Raw genomic sequence first — 20,122 nt, forward strand, 5'->3', positions numbered from 1 at the left:
AAATGAACGCCAATATCAAAACCAGAGAATATACCACAGTCAGAGAAGTGGCTGGCCCTCTAATGATTGTAGAAGGCGTGGAAGGCGTTGCCTACAGTGAAATTGTGGACATAGAAACACCAAACGGTGAGATGAGAAGAGGACAGGTCCTGGAAGTTAAAGGTGACATTGCTGTGGTTCAGGTTTTCGAAGGAACCAGCGACCTTAACACCGCCACCACCAAAGTAAGATTCACCGGTGAAACTGCCAAGATCGGAGTTTCCCTGGACATGCTGGGACGAGTATTCAGTGGAACTGGAAGCCCCATAGATGGTGGGCCAGAAATCATCCCAGAAAAAGAACTGGACATCAACGGAAGTCCCATGAACCCCTCTGCCAGGGAATTCCCAGCAGAATTCATCCAGACAGGTATATCCACCATCGATGGAATGAACACCCTGGTACGTGGACAGAAGTTGCCCATCTTCTCTGGATCAGGTTTACCTCACAACGAACTGGCAGCCCAGATCGCCAGACAGGCCAAAGTGTTAGCTGAAGAATCAGAGTTTTCAGTTATATTCGCAGCCATGGGTATCACCCACGAGGAAGCAAATTACTTCATGCGTGACTTTGAACGAACCGGAGCCTTAGAACGTGTTACCGTATTCATGAACCTGGCTGATGACCCGGCTATTGAAAGGATCATCACCCCCCGTATGGCACTAACCACTGCCGAGTACTTCGCCTTCGAACACGATATGCACGTACTGGTTATACTCACAGATATGACCAACTATGCCGAAGCTTTAAGGGAAATTTCCGCTGCTCGTGACGAGGTACCCGGACGTAGGGGTTACCCGGGTTACATGTACACTGACCTCTCCAGTTTGTATGAACGGGCTGGTCGTATAGTGGGTAAAGAAGGTTCCATCACCCAGATGCCTATTCTGGTGATGCCTCAGGACGATATAACTCACCCCATTCCTGATTTAACCGGTTACATCACCGAGGGACAGATCGTGCTTTCCAGGGACTTGCACCGTAAAGGTATTTATCCACCAGTAGATGTGCTCCCCTCACTATCACGACTGATGAGTGGTGGAATTGGTGAAGGACAGACCCGTGAAGACCACAGTGGAGTGTCTGACCAGCTTTACTCAGCCTATGCTGAAGGCCGTGACCTCAGAGACTTGATGGCCGTGGTAGGGGAAGAAGCTCTAACTGAACGTGACCGTAAATTCCTGACATTCGCTGATGGTTTTGAAGACAAATTCATCACCCAAAACAGGGACGAAGACCGTTCCATTGAGGAAACACTGGACCTTGGTTGGGAGTTAATGAGTGTTCTACCTGAAGCAGAACTTAAAAGGGTTCGCGCTGAGCACATACCCAAGTACCATCCAGACCACAAATAACCCCCTTCCCATCTTTTTGGAAGAATAATTAGAGGGATGAAAAATGGCACAAGAAATGATTGAAGGCATCAACCCCACCAGGATGGAGCTTTTAAAACTCAAACAGCGAGAAAAACTCGCAGTTAAAGGTCACAGCCTCCTTAAAGAGAAAAGGAACGCTCTGATCATGGAGTTTTTCAACATCCTGGAGAGGGTGAAAGGGTCCCGTGATGAAGTTACAGAGAAACTTCAGGAAGCATATCAGGACTTAACTGCAGCCCAGGTAACCATGGGAGATCTCGCCGTGCGAAAAGCTGCCATGTCCGTTACTGAATCAGTTGACGTTGACATCGACTCCAGGAGTGTTATGGGAGTTGTAGTGCCAGTAATTGACTCAGAAACTCAAAAGAGAACCATTGTAGAACGTGGTTACGGATTCACCGACACCTCAGTCAAACTGGATGAAGCAGCCAAAAAATTCGAAGAATCCATACAGCTCATCATTGAACTGGGAGAAATCGAGAAGACCATAATGTTACTGGCAGGTGAAATTGAATCCACCAAACGACGGGTGAACGCCCTGGAACACATCATCATTCCCCGACTGGAAAACACTGTCAAGTACATTGAAATGCGCCTGGAAGAGATGGAAAGGGAGAATTTCGTTAGGTTGAAGATGATCAAAAAAACCATGGAAGAAGCTGAGGAGGCAATTTAATGGTTCGTATTATAACCCGACTGGATCAGGTTAAAAAAGAGCAGATGAAGAAGGCCAAACCTGCCATTGATTTTGAGATCGGAACTATCTCCGGGAAGGTTAGAGCCATAATTGCTGATGAAGACAAAAAGTTCAAGGCAGGAGAAAACAAACCAGTCAAGATAAAAAAAATCAACATCAACGCCAACCACATATGTTTCATCAGCGCCTACGGAACCAATAAATACGGACATACACTGGCAGTTGGTGAGGAAACTTACCTACCCATAAGCATGGAACGGACAGCAGACCACGCACTCTTCGCTGCGGCCTTAGACTATAAAGTAGAAAAAAATGATTTATTAGGCATTTTAATACTCTTACCTGTGGAATTGAATTTCTAAGGGAGAATACCTGATAAATAACTTTTTATTCTATTATTTTTTTATTTTTATACATTTCAATTTGAAATATTCATTTGATCAATTTTTATAAGGGATATCCCCATCAAAATTGTTATTTTATAATGCAAATTTTTTCTAACTTTAATTGCTGTATTATAATGTTAATCCTCTCATATTCACGACAGAAAATTAGATAAAAAATGGATATTAAAAGGAATAAATATTATTCCTCACAGCGTACCTCATACGCGTAAGGTACGTTTATTATTATAAGTATTGAATTATAAGCAGATGAATCTAAATTTAGATAAAATATGTCACTATACTCCAAACAATTTCTTTTTAATATAATTATTTAGGGGCTCTTTTGCTTTTTCTATTTGAAGGATCAGATCATCCACCAGATATTTAACCTCTTCATAATCTTTCAAGGATTCATCACGCTCTTTATCAAGCTTTTTCAACTCTTTAATTTTAGATTTCCCCCTGAACCTCGATACAACTCCAGGAGAACGTCCACCAGCATAATCAGTGTTAATTTGACGTTTTCTCTCTAAATAAGCCATTTGAATGTTTTTAATATCCCTACGCACGCTTTTTTTCAAATCCTTTAAGATCATCTCTTTTTCGGTAAGTTCAACCAATATCCTTCTTGAATCCGCAATAGAATCTGCTTCCAAGTTAGTATCATAAATATCCTCAATTATTTTATGATAATCTTCAATCTTCATTCTGGCACCGTTTAAAAAAAGATTTAATTTGATTAATGTCCTTTAAATACTGTTTTTACGAATTTACATCGATTAATATTTTAAAAAGATTACCCTCTACCTCGCAATGGGTTTTAAGATCATCATTTTCCTTTTCCATATCTCTTAACTTATAAAGAACATTGGTAATGGAAAAAGTATTTAATATTCCGGTTTTATTTTCTGGTTTGGAGGATATTAATAGAATCGTCACTTGATTACCCTCAATTATAACGTTATAGTTAATGGCATTGATGTAAATGGTGTCAGACAATCTGAGGAGGAGTTTTATGTGCTTTATTGGAAGACCGCTAGTACTGATTATCTCTTTTATCTTATCATTCTCTCTACACTGTTCTATATCAATATCCACTGTACCCACCATAGTTATTTTTATACTACAATATTATATCCTTCCAAGAATAAAATCTTAACTAAAATGAGAGACTATAATCGAGAAGAAAATCTGCTGAAAAAACAGATTCTGAGCCTGAACCGACACCTTCCAAGGCGTAGGAAGAATTTAAAGGAGCTTTTAGAAGAAGATAAACCCCATGTACTGGGATCTGATGGAACAAGGCACCGTTTCAAGAAAAATGAACTTAAAAAAATCTCGTCTATGATTCCAAGGGAATCATGGGGTCGGTTGAAACTTCCCCTTTATATTGAGATTGATGCAGATATGAGTGGTTCGCGTATTGCTGGTAGATTGGAATGTAGTTTGGTGTGCCAGATCCTGGGTCGTGAAGATTGCGGTGAAGAAATTTATATCTACCGACCTGACATAAAATTAGTAAGGCTGGAGTTACCTACCACATCACAGTACATGTTCCTGGTACGGTAAGTACATTAGGTTCATTAAATAAAGGTTCAGTAATATATGCAAAACAAGCTAATGCAAAAAAGATAAAAAACATTCTAACTCAGCAAATACTATTTTTTTGTTACTCAAATTATTTATTTAAATTATAAATAAATTTAATTTATAAATAAAACGTGAATTCACTACAATTAACTCAATTATATTCATTAAAATAATTAAAATAAAAACTAATTAGGATGAATTCGTTATGGGACCTAAAAGGATATGGAAATCAATGAAATCATTCTATTATGACTTTTTATATGATTTTGATTGGGAAGAGATAAAAAAAGATCCAGATAAAATGGCTAAATTATCTATTTTAGCTTTCGGGGCGGAGATAATGGTAACAGTACTTATTGTAATCGGGACCCTGATTTTCATTTTAAGTGTGCTATTTAGATAAGTTAAACAAGCCATATATGGCAAAATAAGTTTAGCCAGGATATAATTCTAATAAAATATGTAAATAGTGTTATATTTCGGGTTTTATTGATTTATAAACCCTCTGTACAATTTTTCGAGCAGAGTAAAGCGCATCTTCCCTGGTTGTACTGGAAGTTAAAACTGTGGCCACTGGTTCTCCTTTTTCAATAATAACCCCCTTATTGGGTAGATCGCAAACTCCATCAAAATTGAGATTACCCACTTGTGATCTGTGATGGGCATGGATTACCATTTTCACTGCAAATTTACTGGGAGGTGGAATGTTCATGAGGTGCCCCTGCGAGGCTTCAAGATGTGCTTCTGCCATATTTATGTCCAAGGCCAGTTCTGCACATTCAAATGTTCCCTGCAGGCGGGGGTTTACCTCAATTACAAATACTTCACCATTTCTTATCATGAAATCTACCCCATTGGAGCCAGTTAGGGATAGATGGCTCACCACTTTTTGAGCAATTTCAGAGATTTTCGAATCATCCCTACATGAGTCTCCATTTTTTTTATCTCGATGATTGCTGTCGCGATAGTAACTTCCACTGTGATTTTCTCCCAGGTAAGTATCTCCGTTATAGGGTACTATGTTTCCACAGTAACCAAAGGGTTCCCTTTGACCCAGTACTTTATCACCTATGATCTGGCTGCTGGTGAGTATGGTCCTGGCATCAGTGCCAGTAGCAAGAACAGAAGCACTGGCATTTTCACCCTGAATGAATTCCTGCAGAATCCATCCACCATCATCAAGCTCAAAATTAACATCCAATGAACTAGCATCCATCTCACAATTAGAGTCTGAAGATGATCTCTTTAGAATCTCATTTAAAAATCGAATCCCATAGCCACCTGAACCATATCTGGGCTTTAAGACAAACCTTTTATCTGGGTCACTGCTGGCAATATCCCGGGCATCTTCCATATCCTTGATAAGATGGGTTTCTGGAACATGGAATTTACCTTGAAGCTTCTTCATAAGTCGATATTTATCTTCAACAGTGTCTACTCTGGTGTTGCCCATGATTTTCTTGGAAGGAAAGATAGCAGGAGATACACCAGCACAACAGATTATCCCATCAGCATCACCAGCCATCTCCAGGGCCATCTTCTCAATAATTAAGGGGTTGAAACATTGAGTGAATCTGCCGCATGATTTTTGTGGTTTTTGATCCAAAGCTGAAAGGAATTTATCAACACAAGTCCTCAGATCCATGGTTCCAAAATAATCCGCTGAATAAACCTGGTATCCTAACTTTTTAAGGGAACAGGCCACAGCCCGGGTGTTAACACCCGCAACTAGAACTTTTTCCATGTAATTACCCTTGAAAATAAATAGTCCCGAGCGGAGTCGAACCGCCGTCGCCGGTTCCAAAGACCAGCAGGATTACCACTACCCTACGGGACTAAAACATAAAAAAGGCCGCATGTGCAGCAATCTCCTTTTAGAAAGAGGTAATATTTAAACTTATCTACCATATATTTAAAGCAGATAAGATGATTTAAATTGAGCTTGGGAGGGCTTTTTTATTGCATTTTCTCTTTAAACGGCATTTTAGACACTTTCTAGGATTTTTTGTGGGTATGAATTCCTCTTCACCCGAAATTAAGTTTTGAATCCTGTTGATTAGAGATATTATACTATTCTCTGCATTTTCATCGAAATATGTTGACCAGAAAATGTTATCTGTTCCCCTTTCCCTTAGGGATGCTATTATCTTCCTATCTTCTTTCACGGTGTCTTTAAATGCTAGACAGTAACCCAATACTTGGTTAATTGCAGAGGGGAATGCCCTTGTTCCAGGTTTGTCATCAATGATCACGAATTCATCAGGCATCATCCACACTTCATCAATGTAGCCACGGATTCCGTAGCGCTCGGAGAGTACGGGCAGTTCTCTGGATAGTAATTCTACTGTTTTCGAGGTTTCTATCATTTCTTCAAATGTGGCGGGTTCAGCATCACGCAGAAATTCCTCTTCTAATCTGGAATGTTCCCTGGTGCCGATGACCATGTTTCTGGTGGGTTGTACTTCAATTCCCTGAAAATTTTCCAGGAATATGCTGTATTCACAGTATCCCTGTTTATTCAACCAGCTTATGGGAAAGTTGTTGCGCCCTCCAATAATCATTACTTGTGATATGTTAGGGTGCACTTTGGATCTAGTTTGGGGTTTTTCACCACCTATAAGACTTTGCTGGATTTTAAACACCTTTCCTACTTTTCATCTTCCTCTTTCTTAATTAGACGGCTACGTAGAACCGTCCAAAGATCTTTATCTTCTTTACTATCCTTGATCTCTTTCGATTCTTTATTCTCATCAATTTTATCAACTTTAGAGCCTTCAATCATTTCTACTTTTTCAACCAATGAACTATCCTTAATGGTTTCCTTTGAACCTGCTTTAGATACTGTTTTTGGAATATCTTTGTTTTCATTCATTCTGGCATCCTTGACCTTTTGAAGTGCTGCTATAAGTTTTTCTCTGTCACTTTTCAGTGCCTCAACTATTTTTTCCAGTTCCTGGTTCTTTTTACGCGTTTTATTCTGTTTTTTGAAAAGTTCTTTGTATGATTTAGATAGCTGACTGTGTTTCCATTCAAGATCTGCAAGTTCAGTTTCATATTCAGCCAAATGACGTTTGTATTCATCTTCCTGCACTGAAATATCCCTTAACTTACCTTCCTCGTCAATTATGTTTCCCAGATCACTTTTTGGTATGACAAATACTTCCATGCTGCAGTCAAGATTATCCGACCTTTTAAGGGGAACCAGATACTGGTTGTATTCATAGGTCTTTTTCTGACCTCCCACGTTTTTCTTAGTCTTCTTTTTATAGCATTTGACTTGTGATTTTACCAGTTTCACCAAATTGATCTACCCCTAAAGATTCAAAAATACTATTTAAAAATCATATTTAGCAACTAAGTAAAGATTTTACCATATCCTATTTTTTAAGTTATGTTCTTGCACTTCATAAAGTTTCTTAAGTTAAAAAAATCACACTGCAACCCATTATTAACCCCAGACATAGGAATTCTATTTAAAACAATACTCCTGAGTTTTAGTTTTATATGAAGATATTATAATGACTATAATATGACTTGCCGATTCGTATAAAAAAAATGTTGCTTTATGAATTTGTATAAAGGTGAATGAATGGACAACAAAAATACTATTTTAGGATACGATAGATTCTTGATGATGGCTCTCCTGAAAGATGGAGCACTTACTTTAGAGGAATTGGATGATAAGACCATCCTTTTTTATCTCTTATCTGGTGCCAGCAGTTACCAGAAAAAGAACAACCTTTAATGGAAAAGATGTTTTTCACACTATCCCACTTAATATATGAAATAGAAGACCAAAGATCATCTAAAAAGGTGGGTAAGACCGAAGAAGAATGTGAAAAACTCATTGAAAATGGATGGGTTATTCTGGAAGGTGGTAAGTATTCGCTGACACCAGAAGGAGAGGAAGAAGCTCAAAAATTCGTCCGTAACATGGAGAAAAAAGCAGCGCTGGTACGTAAGGATTTCTTCAAACCTGACGCAGCTGCCAAAAACACCACAGTATTAGATGCCTTTTTGGCAATTATGAAGCTAGGATCAGGGCTGGTGAGTGGAAGTGTGGGACTCACTGCCGATGGTACCGATGCCACCATGGACACCATTTCTGCTTTTATGGTATGGCTGGGAATCAAGTACCACCGTGAAACACTCTCAACCCTTCTGGTGATATTTGGTTTATTCTTCGCTTCCCTGAGCATTGGTTATGATTCAGTTACACATCTCATAAGTGCCTATTATGGAGTGCTGGACCCTATGGGAATGCCCTATCTGGTTATAGTGGTGGAGGGAATAGACATTTTAGCAGCCTTCTTCCTATTCTACTACCAGCGCTATGTGGGAAAGGTGAATTACAATCTTACTCTCATATCCCAGTCAGTGGACTCTAAGAACCACATATTTATAGGTTTATCAGTTATTGCCGGGGCAATTTTCACATTGCAAGGTATTTACTTTGTAGATGCTCTTATCGCATCATTTATATCCATTGGAATCTTCAAAGACGCAGTAGATCTACTCAGAGAGGCTATTTCAGCCAGTAAAGGAGAAGAAGAAGATTATTCACAATATAAACTTCCTCTGGAGGAATGCTGGGAAGAGAATAAAAAGATGGCCTTCCAGAACTGGATATTATACATTTTATGGAGTGGGCAGAAGAAAACACGACCAGAAATTGTTTCATCCTTAAAAACAGCATTCAGTCCAACGAATTATATCCCAGTCCTTTCAGAACTTAATGCCACAGTTAAGGAAGTCCATGACTTTGATGAAATCTTTGAGGAACTGGTAAGTCCACTTGAAAAAGAAGGTCTTCTTATGTTAGAGGGAGAGTCCTACATCTTAAGTGCTACTGGAAGCAATTATCTGAAGGATTTTATGGCAAACTTTGACTACTATGATGTTCATCTCCCAGATACCCTACTTCTGGCCATGGCCGAGGATACGGTAAATGCCAAATAGAACTGATTTCTATTCTGTCACATCTATCAAGTAGCACATAAAGATGTTAATCAGATTTGTATGAAATAAAAGTATATGAGAACTAGGAGAATGTGAGAAGTGCAAAGGGATAAAAAGAAGGTCTAAAATGTTTTAATTTTTTTTATTATTTCAATACTTTTTTTTCTTAGAAAAATTATAATTCTAAAACTTATTTTTGGCATTATGTGCTGCTGATAATAATTGCCTGTATTTAACCCTTAAATATTCGATATTATCTTCAATAAGTTCGTTTATGAACTTTTCTACGCTCTCATCATCCAGAAAATCGCGTATTTTATAAAATTTTCCCATGTATAAAATCTCCTCTCCAGTATAGTCTCTGGATAAGCTCTCCTTATACTCTCCAGATAATTTTTAATTTGAAGTAACTTATATAGTTAGGCAACAAACGAACAGTTCGTAAAAAGCTAATAAAATAATCAATTTTAATTTCAGAAAATCCACCAGGGATCTCTAACAGGAATATAATCTTCCATTGATCACTCTAGGATATAAATGTTCATAGTTAATTGAAAAATTGGAAAATTTTAATCATACTTCGTTATAGAATACTATAACGAAATATACACCACCCCCATGTCATGTTTCAGCTAAAAAAATGAAATTTTGAGTCTAATTAAAATCCCTAAACAAAATTTACATTAAACTCTGCTCTTTTTTGCTGAATATCAGGGCAGATATCAGGATCATGAGGACTGTAAACACTGCCACCACCAGTACATCCACATAGACTGGAAGTGCGGACTGGTGCAGGATTATACCCCTTAATGCATCCACCCCATAGGTTAAGGGGTTTACATAGACTGCTGCCTGTAACCAGGTGGGGAGTCCGGTTATAGGGAAAAGAGCTCCGCTAAGGAGAAAAATGGGCATTACAATGAAGCTCATAATGAGGTTGAAGCCTTCCATACTGTCTGTGAAAGAGGCAATGAGCAGTCCCATCCCAGATAGACCCAGGGAAATAAGGATTATCACCAAGGTGGATGTTAAAAGAGTGGGAATATCCATGGGAACACTCACTACAAAAGAGAGTAAGAGAAGTATTAATCCCTGAATTAGGGCCGTGGTGCTAATTCCAATGGCTTTTCCCAGGACAATTGATGGACGAGATATGGGAGCCACCAGTATCTCCTTCAGGAAACCGAACTGCCTGTCCTGTATCACGGAAAGTCCTGAAAACACCGAGGTGAAAAGTATGGTCTGGGCAATGATCCCCGGGTAGATGAAGGCCTGGTAACCTCCTGCCATGTTCCCGAAACGTATGGCCGAACCAAGGCCAGTTCCAAATATAAGTAGCCATAAGAGTGGTGTTACCACCGAGGTTACTATACGTGAACGGTAACGGAAGAATTTCTTGTTTTCCCTTAGCCAGATGGTGTATATTCCCTCAAGTTCTGCCATGATCAGCCCTCCTCCTGAATGGTTCTGCCAGTGTATTTCATGAACACATCCTCCAGGTTGGGGTGTTCCAGTTCTATGGAATTGACGAAGATTTTATGTTCATTGGCAAAATTCACCAGCTCCGCTACCAGGTTCTCACCACGCTCCACCATCAACTTGATCTCTGAGTCCATCACATAAATATCCCGGACAAAATCCAGTTTCTCCACCAGTCCTGTGAATTTTTCCAGTTTATCCACATGCATGGTAATGGTATCAGCCTTTAACTCTCTTTTAAGATTTCGAGGTGAATCTGCAGTGATAATCTGACCTTGATTTATGATGGCCACTTCATCACACAGCCTATCTGCTTCTTCCATATAATGAGTGGTCATTAATACAGAAACGTCCCGATTCTGGTTTAAATCTTTTATATACTCCCATATACTCTCTCTAGTCTGAGGATCCAGCCCCAAAGTGGGTTCATCCAGGAAAAGAACCTTCGGATGGTGTATCAAACCTCTGCCTATCTCCAGTCTACGTTTCATCCCTCCAGAATAGGTTTTAACGAATTCATCTGCCTTATGACCCAGGGCAATGAGATCCAGTATCTCCTCAATACGCTTCTGCCGAACATCCTTGGGCACACCATAGAGTGATGCATGCATTTGAAGATGCTCACGTCCAGTGAGCATGTCATCCAGAGCTCTGGACTGGAAGACAATCCCTATGGATTTTCTAACCTCCTTGGGATTTTTTACAACATCGTATCCATTAATCGTAGCTGAACCTTTGGTGGGGTGCAGTATGGTGCACAGCATGGAAATTAAAGTGGTTTTACCCGCCCCATTCGGACCTAAAACTCCGTATACACTATTTTTTGGGACTTTAAGGTTCACTCCATTGACTGCAGTGAAATTATCATATTTTTTGGTTATTTCATGGGTTTCAATGATGTATTCCATGATCTTCCTCCATAAAACTAAGTTATTATGAAAAAAAATTGGGTGATAGTGTTGATAATAACATTAAATAATAGTAGTTGGTTGGGGTAAGATTTAATAATATCGAACCATGCAGGAAAATTTTCATCATCTGGGATTCATTCTGCCAAAAAAAATAAAACAAAATATTACTATATAATATAATCAGCAGATTTAGAGGGGGATAAAGTTGATATTTAAGCTGATTAAATCCGAAGGAATAGCACATCACTCCTATTTTATTGGAAACAGTGGAAGAGCAGCAGTTGTTGATCCTCGCCGGGATATTGAAGTTTACCTGAACCTGGCAGAATCACACAACTTGGATATAACCCATATCTTCGAAACCCATCGTAACGAAGACTATGTTATCGGGTCTTTGGAACTGGCAGATGCCACTGATGCCCAAATATTCCATGGAAGGGGTCTTGATTTTGCTTATGGTAATTCAGTTAGTGAAGGAGATAAATTTCAACTGGGTAATGTTGAACTGGAAATCCTGGAAACTCCTGGTCACACCCTGGAAAGCATATCCCTTGTTTTAAGGGATTTGGCAGTTTCTAATGAAGCTCAGATAATATTTTCTGGTGATGTGATCTTTGCCGGGGAAACAGGGCGAATTGATTTTTATGGGATTAATCGACGAGAAGAGATGGCAGGATTGCTTTATGACAGTATCTTCAGCAAAATACTTCCCCTGGGTGATCAGGCCATCCTATGCCCGGCTCATGGAGCAGGTTCAGTTTGCGGTGCAGATATAAGGGAGCAGGATTACACTACAGTAGGTTATGAAAAGAAAACAAACCAACAATTAAATTCCAGCTCTAAAAGAGAATTTGTTGATTTTAAAGTTAAAGAATTTCATTACACACCCCCCTACTTCCAGAAAATGGAAGAATACAATCTGAAGGGCGCGCCTATACTGGGAAGGCTTCCCTACATGAAGTCTATCCCTGCTAAGGTTCTTAAAGAAATGCAAAGTGAGGGTGCTCAGATTCTGGATGTTCGAAAACCCACCAGTTTTGCAGGTGGGCACATTCCAGGAAGTCTTAATATTTGGAGAGAGGGTGTTGCTGCCTTTGCTGGCTGGTTTCTAAACTACAATGACCCCATCATCTTGGTTAATGATCAGGGTTGTAGTTTAGATAAAATACGAAACTCCCTGATAAGACTGGGTTTTGACAATCTTCACAGCTTCCTGAAGGATGGATTCCCTGGATGGTACCTCCATGCAGAAAAAATCAGCACCCTTAAAGTCTGGACCGTGCAGGAACTGAACAAAAATCAATTTAAAGGTGAATTCTTCCTGCTGGATGTGCGTAAAATCAATGACTGGGAGCAAGGATACATTGAAGGTGCAGAACACATTTATGTAGGGGATGTTCCTGGCAAAATGGATGAGATACCCCAAAACATCCCTGTGGTTATTTACTGCGATTCTGGCTATAAATCAACACTGGCATGTAGCTTCCTCAAGAAAAATGGTTACAGTGATTTGAACACTGTTTTAGGGGGTATTAACGCCTGGAGAAAAGCAGGGTATAATGTTGTAAAAAAATAAAAAAAACCATGATCTGTTCTATGGTTTAAAAGTTCTATGGTTAAAAGTCTTAAAATCATTGTGGAAAACTATATAAAAAGAAAAATGAGACATCCAAGTGGTGATGCATGTTGAACATTTTGAAAATTCCTTCCATGAGTAAAAATGAGTACGATGAATTTATTAAGAAACAATATTTAAGCAGAATTGCATTTAAAGGTGAATACCCCTACATTGCACCATTTTTATATGTTTTTGATGGTAAGTTTATTTACTTCCTCAGCACCAAGTACGGTAAAAAAGTGGAACTTTTAAAGCAAGACCCTAAGGTTGCAGTGGAGATTGAGCATTACGAATGTGACATGTCAAACTATGCTTTCGTGACACTTCAGGGAAATATTAACCCGGTTGATGATGAGGATGAAAAAGTTGAAGTAAAGAGGATGTTCGTAGACATGATCCAGGATAAAAATCTCTCCTCCAATGTGCTGGCTGCCCTGGGCCACTCCCCAGATGATCCTCCAGAATCTCTCCTTAAAGGAGAACGCTGTTTTGTATGGAAGCTGGTGAATGTTAAAAAGATCATAGCTCTTAAAAATGTTTAACACTTAAGAATACTGAATGAGAATAGGAATAAAAAAATAATCATTCCCCATCAAATCAATAAAACATTCCAGATTAGATAAAAAAAATGAAATATCCATATTATACACATGAAAGGGAGGATGGAATGAATGGAAAGTTTTAATATTCGGGAAATTCCCAAATTAATTGCTTCTGTACTTATTGTTTTTCTTGCAGGTGGCCTGGGGAGTGCAGTAACCTTCCCCCAGATAACCACCTGGTATGTTAATCTGGCCAAACCCAGCTGGACACCACCCAATGAATGGTTCGGACCCATATGGTCAACATTATACATATTGATTGGTATTGCTCTTTTCCTGGTCTGGAGACAAGGCCTGGAAAGAAGGGATGTTAAATTTGCCATTTTAATATTCGCAGTGCAATTAGCACTTAATGTGGTATGGTCTTTAGTCTTCTTTGGACTAGAATCCATTCTGGGAGGTTTCATACTAATACTACTATTATGGATAGCCATCCTGGCCAACATTATCGCCTTTTACGTCATATCAAAACCAGCAGGGATTTTACTCATACCATACATCATATGGGTTAGTATCGCCTCTTATCTAAATTACAGCGTGCTCATCCTTAATTGAAATTCTTAATTGAATATACAAATCATCCCCATTGGACAATCATCCTTTTTTTATTTTCAACTTCAATCTTTTTAATTCTCAATCACATGATCTAAAATGAACTTTACATCCAATAATTGGCAGAGGTTTTAGAAAATGGGATACTACGACATGAACAAAGAAGAGAGGAGGAAGTTTGTGCACAAAATGGAATATGAACTTATTGCTGATCTTAAAAATGATGAGATGGATAAAACTCTCTATTACTCGGCGGATGACGATGTTTACATTCGAAAAAATGTTTCCAACATTTTAGGAAAGATTTACCGTGGTCAGAAACTCAACACCCAGAAGATCAGTTCACAAGACCAGAAAGTGTTTAAAGAAAAGATAATCCATACCACCAGTGTCCTTCTGAAAAATGATGATGAGAATGTTAGGCAAACTGCGGTGTATCTGGCGGGAGAGATAGGGAAAAAGGATGCACCTGCAGTGTTTGATTTTCTGGAAACTGCTCTGAAGGATCCTCATCATAAAGTAAGAAATGGGGTGATGAGTTCCTTGAAAGTTATGGGTGATAAAAACCCCCAACCCACCCTTGAATTTGCAAAGGTTTTCATACACGACAAAGACCCTGAAATCAGGCGTAAAGTCGTGCATGGCATTGAACTTAGGGGCAGAACCCATCCTGAAGACATTCTACCCCTTTTAGAAGAATTGCAGTATGAAGATAATCCACAGGTGAGGAAAATGATCATTCATGTCCTGGGACAGATAAGCTACAAAGAAGGATGCTTAGAAAAGGTTACCAGTGCCCTTAAAAAGTGGGAAAATAAAAAGATTGTGGAGGACATCATCCCTTACATAATCAAAGTGCATGAAAACTACCCATTCAGTGCTAAAACCCCTGAAGAGGCTCGAAAATATTTAAAAGAAAACATTTGAACCGCAATGTAATTTCCATCAATACAACTTAAATTCCTCTTTAAATTTCATTTATAATTTAATATGAGGAACTTTAATACTATACATCAATATTATACACATTCTTTAAAATTTAAACCCATTAAACAAGATTAAATCTGATTTTATGATGAATCAACATTTTTTGATTGAATAAATTATTTTTTCTACGTTCTACTCTGGTAATATAGTTCTTTAAATTTGAAGGTGTATTTGGTTCCATTATTCCTATCAATTTTTACTTTAGCGTTTAATTGATTTGCCAGTGTTTTTACAACCATTAATCCCAGCTTTTTGGAATTTTCGGGATTAATATTTTTGGGAAGACCAACACCGTCATCTTCATAATTTAAAACATATGAATCATTATCCTGTTTTAAGTTAACCAGAATATTGCCTTTTTCACCATGGGGAAATGCATGTTTAATGCTGTTGGTTGCCAGTTCATTTATTATAAGACCACAGGGCATGGCAGTTTCAATACCCATATCTGTGCATTCAACCTGAATTTTTAGGTTTATAACACCTTTGTCAACATGGTAGGAATTGAAAATATTCCTTAACAATTTTTTCAAGTATTCTTCAAAGTCTACTCTACGAATGTCCTTTGACTGGTAAAGGTTTTCATGTACCATGGCCATGGTCCTCACCCTGCCCTGACACTCCCGCAGAATATCAGCAGTCTCCAGATCATCCACCTGTAGTCGTTGTAAACTCAAAAGACTGGAAATGATCTGCAAATTATTCTTCACCCTATGATGTATCTCACGTAATAAAAGTTCTTTCTCCTCTAAAGAAGTTTTAAGACTATCTTCAGCCTTTTTACGTTCAGTAATATCTTCAAGTATTATTACAAGACCGTCTATTTTATCTTCATTTTTGATAACCGAGGGATGAGCCCTGAAAAAAACATCTTCACCCTCTTTATTTTTCAAAGACCATTCAACTTGTTTTAATCCATTCCCCCTGACTAAGTCTTTAAAAGCTTTTAAAGCCTTCTTGCATTCTATTTTTACTTTAGGGAGGAGTTTCATGAACTTTTGGCCGATTAGTTCCTCTTTCTTAAATCCTGAAAGATGTTCTATTCTGTCGTTGGCTTCAATAATGGTTCCATAGCGATCTAATAAGATGATGGCCTCAGCAGCATTCTCGAAGATAGTCTTAAACTTCTCTTGGGATTTTTCAATGGCGATTTTAGATTTTTCAAGTTCTGTCATGTCTAAAATAGACACCATACTCTTTTTGGTGTCGGGTATCATGGCCACAGTTAAACAAGCCGGTTTGATAACACCATCCCGGTCAACGATCCTGGATTCATAATTTCTGGGGGCGTATTCCGGGTTTATCCTGCGCAGTTTGTGATATTCCTCCATTTTTCCAATGTCCTCAGGGAATATGAATTCTGTCCACTTCATCTTATGCTCTATTTCTTCCTTTTTATACCCTGTGAAGTTGGAAAATTCCATATTCACCAGAGAAATTGTTTTATCTTCTTCAATGATGGCAGTAGCTGTGCCTGTGTTTTCAAAAATAGTTTCATAATAATTTTTCTGGCTCTTTTTATACTTTTTTTCCATCCCATTCTTGTAAAGAGCAACTTCAATGGCAATTTTGAGTTTACGATTATCAAAGGGTTTAATTAAATAACCGTAGGGTTCGCTTAAAAGGGCTCGCTGAACTGTAGTGTCATCTGGAAGGGCAGTGAGGAATATAACTGGTATTTTAAAATTTTTTATAACCTTTGAAGCTTCTATGCCATCCATATCTCCTTCTAAAATAACATCCATCAAAATCAGATCGGGTTTTAAATTTCTGGCCTGCGTTATAGCTTCTCTTCCACTTGATGCAATATGTAGCACATTATAGCCCATTGATTGGAGGCTTTTTTTCAAATTCATTGCCTCCACAACTTCATCTTCAACAACTAGAATATTTGACAATAGTTCACCTCTTAAAAAGCCATGGTAAACATCATAATGGATGTCTGCCCAACTTATACTATCTTTATGAATTCTGAAATTGATATAAATTACTGTTTCATAAAAATCACCACCAAAAGGATACTCTTTTCCCGAAAATTTAAGATGAAAAAATCTCTTTTGAAGTCGTCAAAAAATCATAATAGTTGATTTAATAGCCTTAAATTCTTATTTAAGTGATTAATCCTGGGCATAGTTTTATTAAGAATAAAATTTATAGTTGAAATGTGTGATGGATGAATAGAGAACATTGATAAAAAAAACTGACCAATACCAAAATTGATTTTGAAAATTAGTAATTAGTAATTAGAGGCCAGAATGGGGAGGAATATTGTGTGGACAGTGAGAAACTATTTCAAATAAAAATTACCCGCAAGGGAATTATTTACATCTTAATATTCATTGTGTTACTTATCTCTGCTATTTATCTTATTTTCCTTTATTATGAGGATGAAGCTATTTATTCCAAGTTTCAACCCGCCCCAGATGTTAAAAGTTCTGACCGCATCCTGATTTTCGCCCCTCACCCTGATGATGAGAGTCTGGGTACTGGAGGGATCATTGCCAGAGCCATTGAAAAAAATGCTACAGTTAAAGTGGTCATGGTCACCGATGGCAGTAAATCCCACACACACACTGTTTTCAAACAATTCCAGACTAAAACCAACCTAACAGAAAATGTTTCCCTACCCGAACTGAGGCATAATGAAACCTTGACTGCCATTAAAAATCTGGGATTGAATGAAAGCAATATTATATTCCTGGGTTATCCTGATGGAGGCCTAAGAAAGATGTTAAACGACCACTGGGATTACGGTAATCCCTACAAAAGTGACACTGATTATAACCAGTACGACCATGTACCCTACTCATTTGCCTATGAAAAGAATGCGCCCTACACTGGAGCCAGTGTGGTTAAAAATATGGAATCCATAATTCAGGAATTTAAACCCAACATCATATTTTACCCAGATGATGGGGATGATCATCCGGATCACTGGGCAGTCAGTTTCTTTGCACAATATGCCATCATGGAAACCAATTACACTGGCAGCGAATACACCTACCTGGTTCATAAAGGTTTCCACTGGCCTAAACCAGAATATTACCTGCCCCATGAATGGTTAATCCCACCTAGAGAATTATTCGACCTGGATGCAAACTGGACCTACTTCAGCATCACTGAAAATGAGGAAAACAAAAAAAGAGATGCTGTTAATTCCCACAAAAGCCAGATCCACTTAACCCGTGACTACCTGCAATCATTCGTCCGTGTTAATGATTTACTGGCTATTTACCCCTACATTACTGTGGCTAAGGACAATGGAAACCTATCAAAGGGGATAATGCCCAGTTCATCTTATAAAGACGAACGGGTTGATTATAAGACCCGAATTTTCAGTTCAGTGGAAGACTTAACCTCAGCAGGTATTAGCTACGATGATCAGTATGTTTACCTGGTGGTTGAAACAGGCACTGATATTCCGGATGATGTAATTCACAACCTCCACCTGAGATGGTTCAATGGACAGACTGTGAAAAGAATAGACATCAAAGTTAAGGATGGGGTTGCTCAATATGAATCAAAAGCCAACAACAGCATTGTACCTTCTGATCCACCCCTGGTGGAAGAAAAAGAAAACATGATCCTGGTTAAACTTCCCAAAAGCATCTTCACCGGAACTCAGGAAGCTCTCATGAGTATTGATGTTGCCACTAAAGATAACGATGCAATTGATATAATGGCCTGGCGGGGTTTTGATTTTCCAGCCAGTGCATTTTAGACTCTAAGCTGCACAAGAAAAATACTGCAGGGGATTAAATAGAAATTATAAAGGGTGAGTTATGGTAGCCATAAAGAAGCGCGTGGTTTCACTGGATACCTTCCGCGGGCTGACCATAGCCGGGATGATACTGGTGAATATTCTCAGTTTCTACCCTGACACTCCAGAAATGCTAGGACACTCCTCATGGGTGGGTTTAACCTTAGCGGATCTGGTATTTCCTTTTTTCTTATTTATTGTAGGAGTTTCAATGACCTACTCCTTTGCATCCCGCTCTAAAATGTCTTCAAAAAAAATGTGGAGGCACTTCATCTTCCGGGTGCTGGCACTCTACCTCATAGGAGTTGCCCTTGGTTTTGGAATCTTTGTTAATGGAATCCCAGATTTTTACACCATCAGGATTCCCGGAGTGCTGCAGTTAATTGCACTCTCATCACTATTTGCCGCCCCATTTGCACGTCTGGAGAGTCGATGGATTCTCCTAACTGCTGGGATACTGATGCTTTTTCAAACCTTCATCCTATTGGGAGTTAGTGCTCCAGGTGTGCCTGCTGGTTCCCTGGATATGAATAATAATATTGCAGGATATGTTGATTCAAGAGTATTTGGTCCTGCACACTTACTTGATGATGGTTTTGACCCTGAGGGAATAATTGCAACAATAAATGGAACAGCTATGGTTCTCTTGGGTTTGGTTTTTGGAAGGTCTTTAAGATTAAGTGAAGATAAATGGAAAACTGTTCAACTCTTGTTAGGCAGCGGTATACTAGCAATTATAATAGGACTCCTAATATCACCAGTTCTGCCCCTTATCAAGCAACTGTGGACTGCAAGTTTTATACTGGTAAATGCAGGCCTGGCAACCATAATTCTAGCCTTACTCTACGCCTACATGGACATTTTAGGTAAGGGTAAAATTTTGAAGCTTGCTGTTCCCTTCGGACGAAATGCACTCATTATTTATATACTTTCCCTGTTGTTGGGAGTTTTAATTTTCTTACCCCGCTACTACCTCCCTGGAGGAGGATACATCGATATTGACGATACCACCATACCATTCCTTTCACAGTTTCTGGGACCTGCCGGAGGCACAGTTGCCTTTGGAATAATTGTAATCGCCTTTTGGTGGTTGGTGGCCTATATTATGGATAAAAAAAAGGTTTACATTAAATTATAATATTTCCATTTCCAGAGATCATCATCTA

20 protein-coding genes, 1 tRNA gene and 1 pseudogene are annotated in these 20,122 nt (G+C 38.7%); 12 read left to right on the forward strand and 10 right to left on the reverse strand.

All coding sequences use genetic code 11. From position 1 onward, the window contains the following. The first annotated feature begins 2 nt into the window (after positions 1–2). The 3 genes from HVN35_02920 to HVN35_02930 are packed head-to-tail and all read left to right on the forward strand — an operon-like array spanning position 3 to position 2,474. Complete coding sequence (locus HVN35_02920) at positions 3–1,394, forward strand: ATP synthase subunit B (protein ID NYB51505.1); 1,392 nt, start codon at positions 3–5, stop codon at positions 1,392–1,394. 43 nt (positions 1,395–1,437) lie between these two features. Next, positions 1,438–2,091 carry a V-type ATP synthase subunit D gene (locus tag HVN35_02925; protein ID NYB51506.1) on the forward strand — a complete coding sequence of 218 codons (654 nt, stop codon included), beginning with the start codon at positions 1,438–1,440 and terminating at the stop codon, positions 2,089–2,091. Continuing rightward, positions 2,091–2,474: a DUF22 domain-containing protein gene (locus HVN35_02930; GenBank protein NYB51507.1), complete on the forward strand. Its 384-nt coding sequence runs from the start codon at positions 2,091–2,093 to the stop codon at positions 2,472–2,474. The genes HVN35_02925 and HVN35_02930 overlap by 1 nt, the downstream gene beginning before the upstream one ends. Before the next feature lie 320 nt (positions 2,475–2,794). On the opposite strand, the gene HVN35_02935 is transcribed toward HVN35_02930, so the two are convergent. Together HVN35_02935 and HVN35_02940 are read right to left on the reverse strand one after the other, a co-directional pair. After that, positions 2,795–3,205: a hypothetical protein gene (locus HVN35_02935; GenBank protein ID NYB51508.1), complete on the reverse strand. Its 411-nt coding sequence runs from the start codon at positions 3,203–3,205 to the stop codon at positions 2,795–2,797. A gap of 55 nt (positions 3,206–3,260) precedes the next feature. Further along, the gene (locus HVN35_02940; protein ID NYB51509.1) at positions 3,261–3,596 is read right to left on the reverse strand and encodes a hypothetical protein; all 336 of its coding nucleotides are present in this window, start codon (positions 3,594–3,596) and stop codon (positions 3,261–3,263) included. Between the two features lie 66 nt (positions 3,597–3,662). Between HVN35_02940 and HVN35_02945 the strand changes: the two genes are divergently transcribed. Further along, positions 3,663–4,067 carry a DUF61 family protein gene (locus tag HVN35_02945; GenBank protein NYB51510.1) on the forward strand — a complete coding sequence of 135 codons (405 nt, stop codon included), beginning with the start codon at positions 3,663–3,665 and terminating at the stop codon, positions 4,065–4,067. 226 nt (positions 4,068–4,293) lie between these two features. After that, complete coding sequence (locus HVN35_02950) at positions 4,294–4,491, forward strand: hypothetical protein (GenBank protein NYB51511.1); 198 nt, start codon at positions 4,294–4,296, stop codon at positions 4,489–4,491. Positions 4,492–4,560: 69 nt separating this feature from the next. Here HVN35_02950 and HVN35_02955 read toward each other — a convergent pair whose 3' ends face one another. From HVN35_02955 to HVN35_02970, 4 genes are all read right to left on the reverse strand, one after another. Beyond that, positions 4,561–5,832, reverse strand: coding sequence for an ATP-grasp domain-containing protein (locus HVN35_02955; protein ID NYB51512.1), 1,272 nt, complete (start codon positions 5,830–5,832; stop codon positions 4,561–4,563). Between the two features lie 21 nt (positions 5,833–5,853). Beyond that, positions 5,854–5,925 (reverse strand) — tRNA-Gln (locus tag HVN35_02960). Positions 5,926–6,019: 94 nt separating this feature from the next. Beyond that, positions 6,020–6,649 carry a Dna2/Cas4 domain-containing protein gene (locus HVN35_02965; GenBank protein ID NYB51513.1) on the reverse strand — a complete coding sequence of 210 codons (630 nt, stop codon included), beginning with the start codon at positions 6,647–6,649 and terminating at the stop codon, positions 6,020–6,022. 86 nt (positions 6,650–6,735) lie between these two features. Further along, positions 6,736–7,389, reverse strand: coding sequence for a hypothetical protein (locus tag HVN35_02970; GenBank protein NYB51514.1), 654 nt, complete (start codon positions 7,387–7,389; stop codon positions 6,736–6,738). A gap of 288 nt (positions 7,390–7,677) precedes the next feature. Between HVN35_02970 and HVN35_02975 the strand changes: the two are divergent. After that, a pseudogene (locus tag HVN35_02975) lies at positions 7,678–9,047 on the forward strand (cation transporter). 183 nt (positions 9,048–9,230) lie between these two features. On the opposite strand, the gene HVN35_02980 reads toward HVN35_02975, so the two are convergent. The 3 genes from HVN35_02980 to HVN35_02990 form a co-directional block, all read right to left on the reverse strand. Further along, positions 9,231–9,380, reverse strand: coding sequence for a hypothetical protein (locus HVN35_02980; GenBank protein NYB51515.1), 150 nt, complete (start codon positions 9,378–9,380; stop codon positions 9,231–9,233). A 345-nt stretch (positions 9,381–9,725) separates the two neighbouring features. Further along, positions 9,726–10,490, reverse strand: a complete 765-nt coding sequence (locus HVN35_02985) for an ABC transporter permease (GenBank protein NYB51516.1) — start codon at positions 10,488–10,490, stop codon at positions 9,726–9,728. A gap of 2 nt (positions 10,491–10,492) precedes the next feature. Continuing rightward, positions 10,493–11,434: an ATP-binding cassette domain-containing protein gene (locus tag HVN35_02990; GenBank protein NYB51517.1), complete on the reverse strand. Its 942-nt coding sequence runs from the start codon at positions 11,432–11,434 to the stop codon at positions 10,493–10,495. A 211-nt stretch (positions 11,435–11,645) separates the two neighbouring features. On the opposite strand from HVN35_02990, the gene HVN35_02995 reads away from it, so the two are divergent. The 4 genes from HVN35_02995 to HVN35_03010 all read left to right on the forward strand — a co-directional run bounded on the left by HVN35_02995 (position 11,646) and on the right by HVN35_03010 (position 15,136). Beyond that, entirely contained in the window at positions 11,646–13,013 is a 1,368-nt protein-coding gene (locus tag HVN35_02995) for an MBL fold metallo-hydrolase (protein ID NYB51518.1), read from the forward strand. Between the two features lie 110 nt (positions 13,014–13,123). After that, positions 13,124–13,597 carry a pyridoxamine 5'-phosphate oxidase family protein gene (locus HVN35_03000; GenBank protein ID NYB51519.1) on the forward strand — a complete coding sequence of 158 codons (474 nt, stop codon included), beginning with the start codon at positions 13,124–13,126 and terminating at the stop codon, positions 13,595–13,597. Positions 13,598–13,726: 129 nt separating this feature from the next. Next, a complete protein-coding gene (locus HVN35_03005; protein NYB51520.1) occupies positions 13,727–14,212 on the forward strand; it encodes a tryptophan-rich sensory protein in 486 nt (161 codons plus the stop codon). A gap of 135 nt (positions 14,213–14,347) precedes the next feature. Continuing rightward, positions 14,348–15,136, forward strand: coding sequence for a HEAT repeat domain-containing protein (locus HVN35_03010; GenBank protein ID NYB51521.1), 789 nt, complete (start codon positions 14,348–14,350; stop codon positions 15,134–15,136). Between the two features lie 185 nt (positions 15,137–15,321). On the opposite strand, the gene HVN35_03015 is transcribed toward HVN35_03010, so the two are convergent. Then, a complete protein-coding gene (locus HVN35_03015) occupies positions 15,322–17,094 on the reverse strand; it encodes a PAS domain S-box protein (protein NYB51522.1) in 1,773 nt (590 codons plus the stop codon). A 374-nt stretch (positions 17,095–17,468) separates the two neighbouring features. On the opposite strand from HVN35_03015, the gene HVN35_03020 reads away from it, so the two are divergent. Then, positions 17,469–18,917, forward strand: coding sequence for a PIG-L family deacetylase (locus tag HVN35_03020; GenBank protein NYB51523.1), 1,449 nt, complete (start codon positions 17,469–17,471; stop codon positions 18,915–18,917). Between the two features lie 61 nt (positions 18,918–18,978). Continuing rightward, entirely contained in the window at positions 18,979–20,094 is a 1,116-nt protein-coding gene (locus HVN35_03025) for a DUF1624 domain-containing protein (GenBank protein ID NYB51524.1), read from the forward strand. Positions 20,095–20,122 lie beyond the last annotated feature (28 nt).

Source organism: Methanobacteriaceae archaeon (genome assembly GCA_013403005.1).
Lineage (GTDB): Archaea > Methanobacteriota > Methanobacteria > Methanobacteriales > Methanobacteriaceae > Methanobacterium.

Excerpts from the sequence above, each read along its gene's own strand:
- HVN35_02930 (NYB51507.1), top strand. The coding sequence starts at position 2,091 with ATGGTTCGTATTATAACCCGACTGGATCAGGTTAAAAAAGAGCAGATG.
- HVN35_02920 (NYB51505.1), top strand. The coding sequence starts at position 3 with ATGAACGCCAATATCAAAACCAGAGAATATACCACAGTCAGAGAAGTG.
- HVN35_02990 (NYB51517.1), bottom strand. The coding sequence starts at position 11,434 with ATGGAATACATCATTGAAACCCATGAAATAACCAAAAAATATGATAAT.
- HVN35_02950 (NYB51511.1), top strand. The coding sequence starts at position 4,294 with ATGGGACCTAAAAGGATATGGAAATCAATGAAATCATTCTATTATGAC.
- HVN35_02935 (NYB51508.1), bottom strand. The coding sequence starts at position 3,205 with ATGAAGATTGAAGATTATCATAAAATAATTGAGGATATTTATGATACT.
- HVN35_02945 (NYB51510.1), top strand. The coding sequence starts at position 3,663 with ATGAGAGACTATAATCGAGAAGAAAATCTGCTGAAAAAACAGATTCTG.
- HVN35_02925 (NYB51506.1), top strand. The coding sequence starts at position 1,438 with ATGGCACAAGAAATGATTGAAGGCATCAACCCCACCAGGATGGAGCTT.
- HVN35_02980 (NYB51515.1), bottom strand. The coding sequence starts at position 9,380 with ATGGGAAAATTTTATAAAATACGCGATTTTCTGGATGATGAGAGCGTA.
- HVN35_03010 (NYB51521.1), top strand. The coding sequence starts at position 14,348 with ATGGGATACTACGACATGAACAAAGAAGAGAGGAGGAAGTTTGTGCAC.
- HVN35_02965 (NYB51513.1), bottom strand. The coding sequence starts at position 6,649 with ATGATTATTGGAGGGCGCAACAACTTTCCCATAAGCTGGTTGAATAAA.
- HVN35_02955 (NYB51512.1), bottom strand. The coding sequence starts at position 5,832 with ATGGAAAAAGTTCTAGTTGCGGGTGTTAACACCCGGGCTGTGGCCTGT.
- HVN35_02985 (NYB51516.1), bottom strand. The coding sequence starts at position 10,490 with ATGGCAGAACTTGAGGGAATATACACCATCTGGCTAAGGGAAAACAAG.
- HVN35_03025 (NYB51524.1), top strand. The coding sequence starts at position 18,979 with ATGGTAGCCATAAAGAAGCGCGTGGTTTCACTGGATACCTTCCGCGGG.
- HVN35_03005 (NYB51520.1), top strand. The coding sequence starts at position 13,727 with ATGGAAAGTTTTAATATTCGGGAAATTCCCAAATTAATTGCTTCTGTA.